Genomic DNA, 14,300 nt, shown 5'->3' on the forward strand with positions numbered 1-14,300 from the left:
TTGTTGACGATTTTGTTCAGCCCCGATTACGTTCGCAAGCGCAAGGCCAAGGAGCGGTCGGGACGACGCGGTCGGTAAGACGAGAGGCAGCACGGTGAAGCACAGGGCAGTCAAGCGCAGGACGGTAGTCATGGGCATCGGCGCGACCGCCGGTGTCGCGGCGGTCGGCGGTATCGCACTCAGCGCGAACGCGTCGAGCGACTCGAAGTCGTCGTCGTCCTCGGGTTCCCTGGTCTTCGACCCGGACGCCTGCACGAAGCTGACGAAGACGGTCACGGACACCGCCGGCACCGAGCACACGGTGGTCTACCACTTCTGGAAGGCGATCACGTACGTCGCCAAGCCGGTCGACGCCACCTACCAGTCCCTGATCGTCAGCGCCCCGGTGGAGATCGACGGCAAGGCGGTCGACGCGAGCAACGCGCCGATCCTGCTCGCCAACTCCGTCGGCGGCTACCTCCCCGCCTCCGTGTCGACCGCCACCGAGGTCGGCGGCGGCGGTTCCGCGATGGGCGGCGGCGCGGCCCCCAGCGGCGCCCCCACGGGCTCGACCGGCGGTACGGCAAGCGGTTCGGCCGCCCCGAGCGCAGCCGCCTCCGCCCCCGGCGCCAACGGCAACACCAACGCCACCGGCGGCGCCACCTCCAGCAACCAGCTCCTCGCCCTGGCCGCCGGCTACGTCGTGATCGAGCCCGGCGCCCGCGGCCGTACCCTCAAGAACTCCAGCGGCGAGTACTACGGCACCGCCCCCGCAGCGATCGTCGACCTCAAGGCCGCGGTCCGCTACATCAGGGCGAACAAGGGCCGTATCCCCGGCAACGTCGAGCGGATCGTCTCCGCGGGCACCAGCGCGGGTGGCGCCCTGTCGTCCCTCCTCGGCGCCTCCGGCGACAGCCCGGCCTATGACCCGTACCTCAAGGCGCTGGGCGCGGCCGACGCCTCCGACGCGATCTTCGCGACCGGCGCCTGGTGCCCGATCACGGACCTGGAGCACGCGGACGGCGCCTACGAGTGGAACTGGGGCGCCAACGACCTGAGCATCGGCAAGCAGGTGAACCAGACGGTGTCCAAGGCGCTACAGGCCCAGTTCGCCGAGTACCAGGCCGGTCTGAAGCTGCGCGGCCTCGGCGGCTTCGGCCCGCTGAACGCCCGCAACCTCGACGAGTACATGGTCAGGCAGTACCTGGAGCCCTTGGCGACCACGTACCTCGCCGCCCTCTCGGACACCGCCCGCGCGACCTACCTGAAGGCCAACACCTTCATCACCTGGTCCGGCGGCAGGGCCACCTTCACCTGGAGCGACTTCCTCACCCACGTCGGCGCCCGCAAGAAGGACGCCCCCGCGTTCGACGCCTTCGACCTGTCGGCCGGGGAGAACAACGAGTTCGGCACGGGCACGACGTCGGCCCGCCACTTCACGGCGTACGGCGCGAAGAACGACTCGACGGGCCTCAGCGGCAAGCGCGTCGCCGGCGACATCCCGGAGAAGCTCGACCTGATGAACCCGATGTACCACCTGGTCGAGAAGGTCAACCCGAACCGCTCGAAGCACTGGTGGATCCGGCTCGGCACCAAGGACTCGGACACCGCGCTGACGGTCGCCGCCAACCTCGCCGCCCGCCTCGACAACCTGGGCGACGACGTGAACCACCTCTACTACTGGGACGAGGGCCACGGCGCCAACACCGACCCGGGCGACTTCATCACCTGGATCGCCCAGGTGACGGGCCACAGGGCCAAGCACACGTAGGCACCGCAACCGACCGCGACGCCGAGCCCCACCGCGCACCCCGCGGGCTCGGCGTCGTCCTCGTTCCCGGCCGCATCCCACAACCAGAGCCCCTACGCCACCGGTCTCACCCGGTCCTCCACACCCGTGATCAATCCGCAACCAATTCCGGGCTTGACCGAGACCCATCAACGTAGTGCGTGATTACGCTCGCGCTCATGGCCGACTCCACAGCGTCCCCGATCCTCGCGGCGCAGAACCACGCAGACCGTCCCGTGTACGTCATCGGCGGCGGCCCCGGCGGTCTCGCCGCCGCGTACGCGCTGCGCGCACAGGGCATCCGTGCCGTCGTACTGGAGAAGTCGGACCGGGTCGGAGCCTCCTGGCGCAGGCACTACGACCGCCTCCATCTGCACACCACGCGGCGGCTCTCGGCGCTGCCCGGACTCGCGATACCGCGCCCGTTCGGCCGCTGGGTCTCGCGGGACGACGTGGTGCGCTATCTGGAGAAGTACGCCGAGGTCCACGAGCTGGAGATCGTCACCGGCGTCGAGGTCTCCCGCGTCGAGCGCTCGGCGGACGGCGCCGGCTGGCTGCTGCACGCCACCGGCGGCCGTGAGCTGACCGGCCGCGCGGTCGTCGTCGCGACCGGCACCAACCACACTCCGCGCATCCCCGACTGGCCCGGCCGCGACACCTACACCGGCGACCTCCTGCACGCCGCCGACTACCGCAACGCCCAGCCCTACGCCGGCCGTGACGTCCTGGTCGTCGGCATCGGCAACACGGGCGCGGAGATCGCCGTCGACCTGGTGGAGGGCGGCGCGTCCCGCGTCCGCCTCGCCGTCCGCACGGCCCCGCACATCCTGCGCCGCTCGACCGCGGGCTGGGCGGCCCAGTACACAGGCGTTCTCGTACGACGGCTGCCGGTCGGCCTGGTCGACCGGCTCGCGGGACCGGTGGGCAGGCTCAGCGTGCCGGACCTGGCGGAGCAGGGGCTGCCACGCCCCGACACCGGGCTGTACAGCCGGGTCAAGGAGGGGTCGATCCCGGTGCAGGACGTCGGTCTGATCGACGCCGTGCGCAAGGGGCGGGTCGAGGTGGTGACGGCGGTGGAGAGCTTCGAGGACGGCAAGGTGGTCCTCGCCGGCGGCGACCGCATCGGCCCCGACGCGGTGATCGCGGCCACGGGCTACGTCCGCTCCCTGGAACAACTCGTCGGCCACCTGGGCGTGTTGGACGCCCGCGGCAAGCCGGTCGTGCACGGCGCGGACACCCCGAAGGACGCGCCCGGCCTCTACTTCACCGGCTTCACCAACCCGATCAGCGGCATGTTCCGCGAGATGGCGATCGACGCCGAGAAGATCGCGAAGGCGCTCGCCAGGGAGACCCGGAAGGAAGCCAGGAGAGAGGCCAAGAAGGCCGCGAAGAGCGCCCGGAAGGGTGTGCCCGCCGCCTCCTGACCCGGGGTCCGCCCGTCTTTTGCGTGCACGACAGTTCCTGACGCACTGTCAGTTCAGTAATCTGACAGTGCGTCAATTATTTGCGCTGTCACGACTGTCACGTCACACAGGAGCGGGGCGAACCGATGCTTGGATCAACCCACGGCACCCTCACCACCGACTCCCGCCGGGCCCGGGTCATCGCCTGCGGTGAGCAACCCGGCCCCGCCGTCCACGGCAGGCCCGCCGACGTCGACGATCTCGACGTCGGAGGGCGTCCGTTGTACGCCGGCGTTCCCGACCTGGACCGGTTCTTCCGCCCCGAGTCGGTCGCCGTGATCGGCGCCTCGGACGCGGAGGGCCGCCCGAACACCGGCATCACCCGCCAGCTCATGGCCTGGGCGGGGCGGGTGGGCGCCCGGCTCCACCCGGTCCATCCCACCCGTACGACGGTCTTCGGCGTCCCCTGCTTCCCCTCCGTCGCCGACCTCCCCGAACAGGTCGACCTGGCCGTGGTGCTGGTGGCCGACCCGCTCCCGGTGATCGAGCAACTCGCCGAGGCGAAGGTGAAGTTCGCGGTCGCCTTCGCGTCCGGGTTCGCGGAGACCGGCGAGGAGGGCGCGCAGGCGCAGGCCCGGCTCGCCGCCGCCGTGGGCCGGTCGGGCCTGCGCCTCCTCGGCCCGAACACCAACCTCAACGCCTTCGAGCACTTCCGCGAGGACCTGGACGGCCCCGCGATCGCGCTGATCACCCAGTCCGGCCACCAGGGCCGCCCGGTCTTCGCCCTCCAGGAACTCGGCATCCGCCTCTCCCACTGGGCCCCCACCGGCAACGAGGCCGACCTGGAGACCGCCGACTTCATCTCCTACTTCGCCGAGCGTCCCGAGGTCGGCGCCATCGCCTGCTACATCGAGGGCCTCAAGGACGGCCGCTCCTTCCTCCTCGCCGCCGACCGCGCCGCCCGCCGCAGGGTGCCGGTGGTCGCGGTGAAGGTCGGCCGCACCGAGACCGGCGCCCGTACGGCCGCCTCCCACACCGGCAAACTCACCGGCGCGGACACGGTGGTGGACGCGGCGATGCGCCAGTACGGCGTGATCCGCGTCGATGGCCTGGACGAACTCCAGGACACCTCGGCCCTGTTGGCCAGGGCGAAGCCCCCGGTGGCCGAGGGGGTCGTCGTCTACTCGATCTCCGGCGGCACGGGCGCCCACTTCGCCGACCTGGCGAGCGAGGCGGGCCTGCGGCTGCCGCAGCTGTCGACCGCCAAGCAGGCCGAACTGCACGAGTGGATACCGCCGTACCTGAGCGTGGCCAACCCCGTCGACAACGGCGGTCATCCGGTGGGCGACTGGCGCGGCCGGAAGATCATCGACGCGATCCTCGACGACCCCGGGGTGGGGGTCCTGGTCTGTCCGATCACGGGGCCGTTCCCGCCGCTCAGCGACAAGCTGGTGGAGGACCTGGTGGCCGCCGCCGAACGCACGGACAAGCTGGTGTGCGTGGTGTGGGGCTCACCGGTCGGCACCGAACCGGCCTACCGCGAGCGCCTGTTGGGCTCTTCCCGGGTGGCCACCTTCCGCACGGTCGGCAACTGCATCACCGCCCTGGGCGCCTACTTCTCCCACCACCGCTTCGTGCACGCCTACCGCTCCCCCTTCGACGAGGCCCCCCGCGCCCTCTCCCCCTCCTTCCGCAAGGCCCAGGCCCTGATGCGCCCGGGCCAGCAGCTCAGCGAGCACGCGGCGAAGCAGCTCCTGCGGGCCTACGGAATCCGGGTCCCCCGCGAGCAGTTGGTGACCAGCGCGGCGGCGGCCGTACGGGCGGCGGGGCTGGTGGGCTACCCGGTGGTGATGAAGGCGTCCGGCGGACAGATCGCCCACAAGACGGAACTGGGCCTGGTGAAGGTGGAACTGACCTCGGCGAGCCAGGTCCGGGACGCCTACCGCGAGCTGACGGACATCGCGCGCTACGAGGACGTGACGCTCGACGGTGTCCTCGTGTGCCAGATGGTCGAGCGGGGCGTCGAGATGGTCGTCGGTGTCACACAGGACGAACTCTTCGGCCCGACCGTGACCGTGGGGCTCGGCGGAGTGCTGGTGGAGGTCCTGCGGGACGTGGCCGTACGGGTGCCGCCGTTCGGCGAGGAGGCGGCGCGGGACATGCTGGGTGAGCTGCGCGGGCGGCCCCTGCTGGACGGGGTGCGGGGACGCCCACCGGCCGACCTGGACGCCCTGGTGGAGGTGATCCTCCGGGTGCAGCGCATGGCGCTCGAACTGGGCGATGTGCTCTCGGAGCTGGACATCAACCCGCTGATGGTGCTGCCGCGGGGGCAGGGCGCGGTGGCGTTGGACGCGTTGGCGGTGTGCCGATGAGCGATCCGACGGCCGAGGTCACGCACACGGTCGGGGGCGGCGTCGCGTACCTCACCCTCAACCGCCCCGAGGCCCTGAACGCGATCACCCCGGCCCAACGGGACGTCCTGATAGGCCTGTTGGGCGACGCGTCGGCCGACCCGACGATCCGGGCGGTCGTCCTCACCGGCACCGGGCGAGGCTTCTGCGCGGGCGCGGACCTGCGGGGCGGCGGGGCGTCGACCGGTGCCGAACGGGTGGCAGGTGACGTGGCCCGGGTGATCCGCCGGGGCGCGCAGCGCCTGATCGCCGCCGTCCTGGACTGCGAGAAACCGGTGATCGCCGCGGTGAACGGCACGGCGGCGGGGCTCGGCGCGCATCTGGCCCTGGCCTGCGATCTCGTCCTGGCCGCGGAGTCGGCGCGGTTCATCGAGGTGTTCGTACGGCGCGGGCTGGTCCCGGACGGCGGCGGCGCGTATCTGCTGCCGCGTCTCATCGGCCCCCAGCGCGCGAAGGAGCTGATGTTCTTCGGCGACGCGCTGACCGCACCGGAGGCGGAACGGCTCGGCCTGGTCAACAGGGTCGTACCGGACGGGGAGTTGGAGAAGACGGCCCGCGAGTGGGCGGAACGCCTCGCCACCGGTCCGACCCGCGCCCTCGCCCTCACCAAGCAGCTCGTCAACGCGTCCCTGGACTCCGACCGCGCGACGGCGTTCGCGGCGGAGGCGGCGGCACAGGAGATCAACATGACGACGGAGGACGCGCGGGAGGGGGTGGCCGGCTTCGTGGAGCGGCGCAGTCCGGAGTACCGGGGGCGATGAGCCGGATGCGGAGGGTGTCGCACCCCTTCCTAACTGATGACCCGTCAGCTTCAATGGGGGTGTGATGGGACACGCAGGGGCGGCGGCAGCAGCCGTCCGGTACCTCAGGTCGGCCGGAAGCGCTCCGGCCGCGCAGCCTGTCGAGGCGCTGCCGCGGCCGGAGCTTCGATGCGTCACGGACGACGAGCGGGCACCGGTCGACCCGGGCCGGTTCCGGCGCGTACTGGGCACGTTCGCGACCGGCGTCACGGTGATCACCGCCCCCGCGGCCGGCGGCGAACCCGGCCCCGCCGGCTTCGCCTGCCAGTCCTTCTCCGCCCTCTCCCTCGACCCGCCGCTCGTCGTCTTCATGGTCGGCCGCACCTCCACGACCTGGCCGCGCATCGCCCGCGCCGGTGTCTTCTGCGTCAACGTACTCGGCGCCCACCAGGGCGAGTTGTGCCGCGGCTTCGCGGTCAGCGGCACCGACAAGTTCGCGGGCGTCCCGTACGACGCCTCCCCCGTCTCCGGTTCCCCGCGCCTCACCGGCGCCGCCGCCTGGGTCGACTGCACGATCCACGCGGTGCACACCGGGGGCGACCATCTGATCGTGGTGGGACGGGTGGACGCGCTGGGTGCCGACGAGGGTGAGGGAGCGCCCCTGCTGTTCCATCGGGGCCGGTTCGTCTGAGTGCTCCTGAGTAACCCGCGCTCCGGTTCTGAGCCCGCGTACTCATGAAGGTCCGCCGCTCCTCCGACAGTCTTGCTCTCAGACCGATTCGAGCATCTGACCGGGGGATCTCCACCATGAGCAAGCACACAAGAGTCGCCGTTCTCACGTCCGTCCTGATATCCGCCTCCGCACTGCTGTCCGCCTGTTCGTTCTCCACGGCGGACGCCATGTGCAGCGAGGGCGAGTATCCGGTCCTGGCCGTGGACAGCACCATGGGCGGTGCCTGCGTGAAGAACGGCGACAACCCGCCGAGCGGCTACGCGCGCTACCCGAAGGGGAAGGTGCCGCAGCACGTCGAGGACAAGTGGGACACGTACTGGCAGACCCACACCGTGGACGCGAAGGGCAACATCCACTCCGCGCCGTAGCGGTCACGCCACCGCGACCGCACCCGCCCGCACGACCGGCCGGCGCCGGATCACCAGCGCCATCAGCGCCGCGACCGCGCACAACGCTCCCGCCAGGTACCAGACCATGTCGTACGACCCGAACGCGTCCCGGGCGACCCCGCCCAGGAAGGCGACGAGGGCCGCGCCGATCTGGTGGGAGGCGAGGACCCAGCCGAAGACGATCGCGCTGTCCTCGCCGTACTGCTCGCGGCACAGGGCGAGGGTGGGCGGGACGGTGGCGACCCAGTCGAGGCCGTAGAAGACGATGAAGAAGAGCATCGGGGGGTGGACGCTGGGGGCCAGCAGCATGGGGAGGAAGAGGAGGGAGACGCCGCGCAGGGCGTAGTAGACGGCGAGCAGGCGGCGGGGTTCGAAGCGGTCGGTGAACCAGCCGGAGGCGATCGTGCCGACCACGTCGAAGACGCCGATCACCGCGAGCAGCGAGGCCGCGGCCGTGATGGGCATGCCGTGGTCGTGGGCGGCGGGCACGAAGTGGGTCTGGACCAGGCCGTTCGTGGACGCCCCGCAGATCGCGAAGGTCCCGGCCAGCAGCCAGAACGGGCCCGTGCGGACCGCCTTGAACAGCACCGAGACCGTGCGGCGGGCCGCGCCGGTCACCGGTTCCGGCTTCGGCACGAACTCCGTCGCGCCGTACGGCTTCGCGCCCACGTCCGCCGGGTGGTCCCGCAGCAGCAGCCACACGAAGGGCACCACCGCGAGCGCCGCGAGGGACACGGTCACCGCCGCCGGGCGCCAGCTGTGCTCCTCGACTATCCAGGACAGCAGCGGCAGGAAGATCAGCTGGCCGGACGCCGAGGCCGCCGTCAGGATGCCGGTGACCAGGCCCTTCCGTGCGGTGAACCAGCGGTTGGTGACCGTCGCCGCGAAGGCGAGCGCCATCGAACCGCTGCCGAGACCCACCAACAGGCCCCAGCACAGCAGCAGTTGCCACGGCGCCGTCATCCACACCGTCAGGCCGGACCCCAGCGCGATCACGGTCAGCGCGACCGCGACCACCCGCCGGATGCCGAAGCGGTCCATCAGCGCGGCGGCGAAGGGGGCCGTCAGCCCGTAGAGCGCGAGGTTGATGGAGGCCGCGGCCCCGATCGTCCCGCGCGACCACCCGAACTCCTGGTGCAGCGGATCGATCAGCAGCCCCGGCAGCGAACGGAACGCCGCCGCGCCGATGATCGTCACGAACGTGACCGCCGCGACGAACCAGGCGCGATGGAGCCGCGTACGGCTACGACGGCCGGCCCCACCGGGCGCGGGGGCGGGTCCGGAGCCGGGTTCCTCGGCGGCGCCGGGACCGGGCGTGGCATCGGTTGTCTGCGTCACGTCAATGAGCCTCGGCCATCCGCCCCTCCCGAGCCACTGGCCCGAAGGACAGCATTCGCTAGGATTGGGCCATGCGTCGAGAGCCCGAGCCGGAGTTTCGCCCCCACCGCGTCGTCGTCCTCGCCCTCGACGGCATCCTCCCCTTCGAGCTGGGCATCCCGCACCGCATCTTCGGCCGGCCCCGGGACGCCGAGGGGCGGCTGCTGTACGAGGTCGTCACCTGCTCGGTCCGTCCGCCCGGCCCGGTCGACACCGACGCCGACTTCGCCATCCACGTCCCGAACGGCCCGGAGGCCCTCGCCACCGCCGACACGGTGATCGTCCCGGCGTCGTACGAACTCGGTCCGGTCTTCGAGGACGGCGTCCTCACCCCCGAGCTCGCCGCCGCCCTCGCCCACATCCGCCCCGGCACCCGCCTCGCCTCCATCTGCACCGGCGTCTACGTCCTCGCCGCCGCAGGTCTCCTCGACGGCCGCCCCGCCACCACGCACTGGGCCGACGCCGAGCGCTTCCAGGAGCTCTTCCCGGGGATCGAGGTCGACGCCGACGTCCTCTTCATCGACGACGGCGACGTCCTCACCTCCGCCGGTGTCGCCGCCGGCATCGACCTCTGCCTGCACATGGTCCGCCGCGACCACGGCACCGCCGTGGCCAACGACGTCGCCCGCCGCACCGTCGTACCGCCGCACCGCGACGGCGGCCAGGCGCAGTACATCCACCGCCCGGTCCCGGACCCGCAGGTCGCGACCACGACCGCCGCCCGGGCGTGGGCCCTGGGCCGCCTCCACGAACCCCTCCAGCTCCGGGACATGGCCGAGCAGGAGGCGATGTCCGTGCGTACCTTCACCCGTCGCTTCCGCGAGGAGGTCGGCGTCAGCCCCGGCCAGTGGCTCACCCAGCAGCGCGTCGAACGCGCCCGCCACCTCCTCGAATCCACCGACCTCTCCATGGACCAGGTCGCCGCACACGCCGGCTTCGGCACGGCCCAGTCCATGCGCCAGCATCTCCAGACGGCCCTGGGCGTCACCCCGACGGGATACCGCCGCACGTTCCGCACGGAGACGGGAGCCACCACCGCTTCAGCGCGCTACGGCACGGTCGAGACCCTCGACTGACCTGCGGCGCCCTCAAGGGGCGCGAGGAACCACGCGACCAGCCCCCACGGACCGGCAGCCGCCGACGATTCAGCGCCCCCGAGCTCCTGGGCACCCGTCAGAACGTCAGCACCCCCCGAGCCACCCGCCCCGCCTCCGCGTCCCCCGCCGCCTTCTCGAAGTCCTCGACGGGATACGTCTCGGTCACCAACTCGTCGAGCAGCAACCGCCCTTCGCGGTACAGCTGCGCGTACAGGGCGATGTCCCGCTGCGGCCGCGAGGACCCGTACCGGCACCCCAGGATCGACTTGTCCAGATACATGGACGAGACGAGGAAGGACGCCTCGGCGGTGGCCGGCGGCACCCCGAGCAGCACCGCCTGCCCGTGCCGGTCCAGCAGATCCACGGCCTGCCGTATCAACTCCACCCGCCCGACGCACTCAAACGCGTGGTCGGCCCCGTCGGGCAGAATCTCCCGCACACCCTCGACGGACGTCAGGAAGTGCGTGGCCCCGAACTCCCGCGCCACAGCCTCCTTCCCAGGATTCGCGTCGACCGCGACGATCGTCGACGCCCCCGCGATCCGGGCCCCTTGAAGGACATTGAGCCCGATCCCCCCGGTCCCGATGACGACAACGCTCTCCCCCAGCCCCACCCGCGCCCGGTTGAGAACGGCACCGACCCCGGTCAGCACCCCGCACCCGATGAGCGCGGCGGACGGCATCGGAATGTCCTTCGGTATCCGTACGGCCTGCACGGCCTGCACCACGGTCCGCTCCGCGAAGGCGGAGTTGGAGGCGAACTGGTACACGGGCTTCCCGCCCCGCGTGAACGGCTTCCCCGGCCGCCCGATGGCCTGCCGGCACATGGTCGGCCGCCCCCGGTCGCACTCGGCGCAGGTACCGCAGTTGGCGAGCGTGGACAGAGCGACATGATCCCCGGGCGACACATGGGTGACGCCCACACCCACGGCCTCGACGACCCCGGCCCCCTCATGCCCCAGCACCACAGGAACGGGGAACGGTATGGTCCCGTCCACCACAGACAGATCGCTGTGGCACAACCCGGCCGCCGAGATGGCGACTAGCACTTCCCCGGGTCCCGGCTCCCGTACCTCCAGATCGTCCACGACCTGGATCTGCTCGCCGTCGAAGACCACACCGCGCATCAGACGACCCCCTTGGGTTCCCTGGGCAGACCGAGCACCCGCTCGGCGATGATCGTGCGCTGAACCTGGTCCGAGCCGCCGTAGATCGTGTCGGCCCGTGAGAAGAGGAACAGGTGCTGGAGCAGGTCGAGTTCGTACGTCAGGGACGGCGTCCAGTCCACCGGCCCGACCGTCGCCGCGGCCCCCCGCACCTGCATCGCCAGCTCCCCGAGCCGCTGATGCCAGCCGCCCCAGAGCAGCTTGGCCACACTGGGCGCCCCCGCGTCCCCGGCCCGCCCGAGGGTCCGCAGCGCGTTCCACCGCATGGCCCGCAACTCGGCCCACTGCCGCACCAGCCGCTCGCGTACGACGGGATCGCGTACCGCCCCCGAGGCGACGGCGGCCTCCACGACCCGCCCCAACTCCCGTGCGAACCCGATCTGTTGGGTCAGGGTGGACACCCCCCGCTCGAATCCGAGCAGGCTCATGGCGACCGTCCACCCCTCCCCCTCACCCCCCACACGATGCTCGGCACGCGCGCGTGCCCCGTCGAAGAACACCTCGTTGAACTCGCTGGTCCCGGTCAACTGCCGGATGGGCCGGACCTCGACGCGCCCCGGCTGGTCCATGGGCACGAGCAGGAAACTCAGCCCCCGGTGCCGCCGGGACCCCGTCTCGGTCCGCGCCAGCACGAAACACCAGTCGGCCTCATGGGCGAGCGAGGTCCAGATCTTCTGCCCGCTGATCCGGTACGCCCCCTCCCCCGCGTCCCACACGGCGGCGGTCCGCACCCCGGCGAGATCCGACCCGGCCCCCGGCTCGCTGTACCCCTGGCACCACAGCTCGTCCCCGGCGGCGATGGCGGGCAGGAACCGGGACTTCTGCTCGTCGGTGCCGTGCGCGATGAGGGTCGGGGCCAGCAGGTTCTCCCCGATGTGACCGGACCTCGGCGGTGCGGCGGACCGCGCGTACTCCTCGGCCCAGGCGACCTGTTGGGTGAGGGTCGCGAGGCGATTGCCGTATCCGTCCTCGGGCCAGCCCAGCCCGATCCAGCCGCTCTTGCCGAGCGCCCGTTCCCAACTGCGCCGATCCTGATCCGCATCAACATGCTCCGCCAACCAGGCCCGCACATCCGCCCGGAACACTTCGTCCTCGGCAGCAAACCCAAAATCCACAGGGGGCTCCTCAAAGAACACCGCTCAGGCCATCTCCCTCAAGAGGCGCGGGGCCGTATCGATGTGCGGCTCAGCCGCGTGAGCGCGACCAGCCACACCCCACCCGCACCCGCACCCGCCCACAACAGCCCCCGCCCCACTAGGCGTTGGGCCGGCTCCCTTCTCGCGCCGCCTGCTCCATCTCCCGCAACCGCGCGAGCATCGGCATCGGATCCACCCCGACGGACCCCGGCAGGAACTCCGCGATCCGTTCGGCCGTCCACCCGCCGGAGGCATACGCGGCCCGCAGCTCACGCGGCTGGGCCCACACCGCGATCTTCGGCCCGGCGACGGTGTAGACCTGCCCGGTGATCCCCTGTTCGCAAGCCGCGTCCGACAGCAGATAGACCACCATCGCGGCGACATCCTCCGGCGACCCGATCTCCGCCAGCTCCATGGGAACGTTGGCCGACATCCGCGTACGCGCGACGGGCGCCACCGCGTTCGCGGTCACCCCGTACTTGTTCAGGCCCAGCGCGGCGCTCCGCACGAGCGAGATGATCCCGCCCTTCGCGGCGCTGTAGTTCGCCTGCGAGACGGAGCCCTGGTGGTTGCCGCTGGTGAATCCGACGAGTGTCCCGGCCCGCTGTTTCCGCATCACCGCCGAAGCGGCCCGGAACACGGTGAACGTCCCCTTCAGATGGGTCGCGAGAACGGGGTCCCACTCCTCCTCGGACATGTTGAAAAGCATCCGCTCCCGAAGAATCCCGGCCCCGCACACCACCCCGTCGATCCGCCCGAACGACGACACCGCGACATCGACGACCCGCTGTCCGCCGGCCATCGTCGAGATGTCGTCGGCAACGGCGACGGCCTCGCCTCCCGCCGCCAGGATCTCCTTGACGACCCCCTCGGCGATCTCGCTCGCGGGCGAGGCCCCGTCCATCGAGACGCCGTAGTCGTTGACGACGACCCGCGCCCCCTCGGCGGCGGCCGCGAGCGCGACCGCCCGTCCGATCCCCCGCCCGGCCCCCGTGACGGCGACGACCTTGCCTGCCAAGAAGTTCCCCATGTCCGGCCCCTCCCGCAGTTTCTGACGGTCCGTTAGATTCGATTCAGATTCTACGGCCCGTCAGATGCCTGGACACAAGCCCCGGGGAGGCCCCGATGTCAGCGCCGACACTTGGTCCCGAGTTCCACGACATCGCCAAGCGCGTGAACAACTGGGGCCGTTGGGGGTCGGACGACGAGATCGGCACGCTGAACCTGATCACCGACGAGGTGGTCCGAGCCGCCGCCGCCGAGATCCGCACCGGCCGCCGCGTCCCCCTCGCCCTCCCGCTCCAGCAGGACGGCGTCCAGACGGGGATGATCCCGGGCCGGGTCAACCCCCTGCACGCGATGGTGCAGATCAACCAGGAACTCTTCGGCCCGGGGACGGTGGCGTGCAGCGACGACGCCGTGACGATGGGCCTTCAGGCCGGCACGCACTGGGACGCGCTGACCCATGTCTCGCACTCCGGGAAGCTCTACAACGGCCGCCCGGCCGGCACCGTGACCCCGCACGGCGGCGCCGAGTTCAGCGGGATCGACAAGGCCCGGCACATCGTCTCGCGCGGGGTCCTGCTGGACGTGGCACGCGCGCGGGGCGTCGACCGGCTGGAGGGCGGCCACGCCGTCACCCCCGAAGACCTGGAAGCCGCCGAGGAGTTGGCCGGCACCCGGGTCCGCGCGGGCGACATCGTGCTCGTACGGACCGGGCAGGTGCAGGTGTATCTGGCGGGCGACAAGCAGGGGTACGGCTATCCGTCGCCCGGGCTGTCGGTCCGTACGCCGGAGTGGTTCCACGCGCGCGATGTCGCGGCGGTCGCCAACGACACCCTCACCTTCGAGATATTTCCGCCGGAGATCGCCGACCTGTGGCTGCCGGTGCACGCGCTCGATCTGGTCGAGATGGGGATGCTGCAAGGCCAGAACTGGAATCTCGAAGAGTTGTCCACAGCCTGTGGACAAGAGAACCGCTACGCGTTCCTCCTCTCCGCGATGCCCGAACCTTTCGTGGGCGCCACGGGAACCCCGGTGGCCCCGATCGCCATCCTCTAGGGCAGTCCGGTTTTGACGAG

At 71.4% G+C, this 14,300-nt stretch carries 12 protein-coding genes; 8 read left to right on the forward strand and 4 right to left on the reverse strand.

Annotation, left to right across the window (positions count from 1 at the left end; genetic code table 11):
* The first annotated feature begins 130 nt into the window (after nt 1–130).
* The 6 genes from ACIRB1_RS13480 (at nt 131) to ACIRB1_RS13505 (ending at nt 7,423) form a co-directional block, all read left to right on the forward strand.
* Nucleotides 131–1,750, forward strand: coding sequence for a subtype B tannase (locus tag ACIRB1_RS13480; RefSeq protein ID WP_403465625.1), 1,620 nt, complete (start codon nt 131–133; stop codon nt 1,748–1,750).
* A gap of 197 nt (nt 1,751–1,947) precedes the next feature.
* Nucleotides 1,948–3,192 carry a flavin-containing monooxygenase gene (locus ACIRB1_RS13485; protein ID WP_403465626.1) on the forward strand — a complete coding sequence of 415 codons (1,245 nt, stop codon included), beginning with the start codon at nt 1,948–1,950 and terminating at the stop codon, nt 3,190–3,192.
* Nucleotides 3,193–3,317: 125 nt separating this feature from the next.
* Nucleotides 3,318–5,543 (forward strand): acetate--CoA ligase family protein, encoded by a 2,226-nt coding sequence (locus ACIRB1_RS13490; protein WP_403465627.1) that lies wholly within the window; start codon nt 3,318–3,320, stop codon nt 5,541–5,543.
* Nucleotides 5,540–6,343, forward strand: coding sequence for an enoyl-CoA hydratase/isomerase family protein (locus ACIRB1_RS13495; protein WP_403465628.1), 804 nt, complete (start codon nt 5,540–5,542; stop codon nt 6,341–6,343). The genes ACIRB1_RS13490 and ACIRB1_RS13495 overlap by 4 nt, the downstream gene beginning before the upstream one ends.
* A gap of 64 nt (nt 6,344–6,407) precedes the next feature.
* Nucleotides 6,408–7,013: a flavin reductase family protein gene (locus tag ACIRB1_RS13500; protein ID WP_403465629.1), complete on the forward strand. Its 606-nt coding sequence runs from the start codon at nt 6,408–6,410 to the stop codon at nt 7,011–7,013.
* A gap of 116 nt (nt 7,014–7,129) precedes the next feature.
* The gene (locus tag ACIRB1_RS13505; protein WP_352183297.1) at nt 7,130–7,423 is read left to right on the forward strand and encodes an SCO0607 family lipoprotein; all 294 of its coding nucleotides are present in this window, start codon (nt 7,130–7,132) and stop codon (nt 7,421–7,423) included.
* Nucleotides 7,424–7,426: 3 nt separating this feature from the next.
* On the opposite strand, the gene ACIRB1_RS13510 is transcribed toward ACIRB1_RS13505, so the two are convergent.
* Nucleotides 7,427–8,782 carry an MFS transporter gene (locus ACIRB1_RS13510; RefSeq protein WP_403465630.1) on the reverse strand — a complete coding sequence of 452 codons (1,356 nt, stop codon included), beginning with the start codon at nt 8,780–8,782 and terminating at the stop codon, nt 7,427–7,429.
* Nucleotides 8,783–8,853: 71 nt separating this feature from the next.
* Here ACIRB1_RS13510 and ACIRB1_RS13515 point away from each other — a divergent pair, with 71 nt between their 5' ends.
* Nucleotides 8,854–9,897, forward strand: coding sequence for a GlxA family transcriptional regulator (locus ACIRB1_RS13515; RefSeq protein WP_403465631.1), 1,044 nt, complete (start codon nt 8,854–8,856; stop codon nt 9,895–9,897).
* A 97-nt stretch (nt 9,898–9,994) separates the two neighbouring features.
* Here the strand turns inward: ACIRB1_RS13515 and ACIRB1_RS13520 are convergent, their stop codons facing one another.
* The 3 genes from ACIRB1_RS13520 to ACIRB1_RS13530 all read right to left on the reverse strand — a co-directional run bounded on the left by ACIRB1_RS13520 (nt 9,995) and on the right by ACIRB1_RS13530 (nt 13,249).
* Nucleotides 9,995–11,044: a Zn-dependent alcohol dehydrogenase gene (locus ACIRB1_RS13520; protein ID WP_403465632.1), complete on the reverse strand. Its 1,050-nt coding sequence runs from the start codon at nt 11,042–11,044 to the stop codon at nt 9,995–9,997.
* The gene (locus ACIRB1_RS13525; RefSeq protein WP_403465633.1) at nt 11,044–12,198 is read right to left on the reverse strand and encodes an acyl-CoA dehydrogenase family protein; all 1,155 of its coding nucleotides are present in this window, start codon (nt 12,196–12,198) and stop codon (nt 11,044–11,046) included. The genes ACIRB1_RS13520 and ACIRB1_RS13525 overlap by 1 nt, the downstream gene beginning before the upstream one ends.
* A gap of 139 nt (nt 12,199–12,337) precedes the next feature.
* On the reverse strand, nt 12,338–13,249 hold the full coding sequence (locus tag ACIRB1_RS13530; RefSeq protein WP_403465634.1) for an SDR family oxidoreductase: 912 nt from the start codon (nt 13,247–13,249) through the stop codon (nt 12,338–12,340).
* Nucleotides 13,250–13,344: 95 nt separating this feature from the next.
* On the opposite strand from ACIRB1_RS13530, the gene ACIRB1_RS13535 reads away from it, so the two are divergent.
* On the forward strand, nt 13,345–14,280 hold the full coding sequence (locus tag ACIRB1_RS13535; protein WP_352183291.1) for a cyclase family protein: 936 nt from the start codon (nt 13,345–13,347) through the stop codon (nt 14,278–14,280).
* The last annotated feature ends 20 nt before the right edge of the window (nt 14,281–14,300 follow it).

Origin of the sequence: Streptomyces sp. NPDC096013 (genome assembly GCF_044763565.1) — a bacterium.
Classification (GTDB): Bacteria; Actinomycetota; Actinomycetes; order Streptomycetales; family Streptomycetaceae; genus Streptomyces.

Bases quoted from the DNA above. Each gene is read 5' to 3' on its own strand.
- ACIRB1_RS13480 (WP_403465625.1), top strand. From the start codon at position 131: ATGGGCATCGGCGCGACCGCCGGTGTCGCGGCGGTCGGCGGTATCGCA.
- ACIRB1_RS13485 (WP_403465626.1), top strand. From the start codon at position 1,948: ATGGCCGACTCCACAGCGTCCCCGATCCTCGCGGCGCAGAACCACGCA.
- ACIRB1_RS13490 (WP_403465627.1), top strand. From the start codon at position 3,318: ATGCTTGGATCAACCCACGGCACCCTCACCACCGACTCCCGCCGGGCC.
- ACIRB1_RS13495 (WP_403465628.1), top strand. From the start codon at position 5,540: ATGAGCGATCCGACGGCCGAGGTCACGCACACGGTCGGGGGCGGCGTC.
- ACIRB1_RS13500 (WP_403465629.1), top strand. From the start codon at position 6,408: ATGGGACACGCAGGGGCGGCGGCAGCAGCCGTCCGGTACCTCAGGTCG.
- ACIRB1_RS13505 (WP_352183297.1), top strand. From the start codon at position 7,130: ATGAGCAAGCACACAAGAGTCGCCGTTCTCACGTCCGTCCTGATATCC.
- ACIRB1_RS13515 (WP_403465631.1), top strand. From the start codon at position 8,854: ATGCGTCGAGAGCCCGAGCCGGAGTTTCGCCCCCACCGCGTCGTCGTC.
- ACIRB1_RS13520 (WP_403465632.1), bottom strand. From the start codon at position 11,044: ATGCGCGGTGTGGTCTTCGACGGCGAGCAGATCCAGGTCGTGGACGAT.
- ACIRB1_RS13530 (WP_403465634.1), bottom strand. From the start codon at position 13,249: ATGGGGAACTTCTTGGCAGGCAAGGTCGTCGCCGTCACGGGGGCCGGG.
- ACIRB1_RS13535 (WP_352183291.1), top strand. From the start codon at position 13,345: ATGTCAGCGCCGACACTTGGTCCCGAGTTCCACGACATCGCCAAGCGC.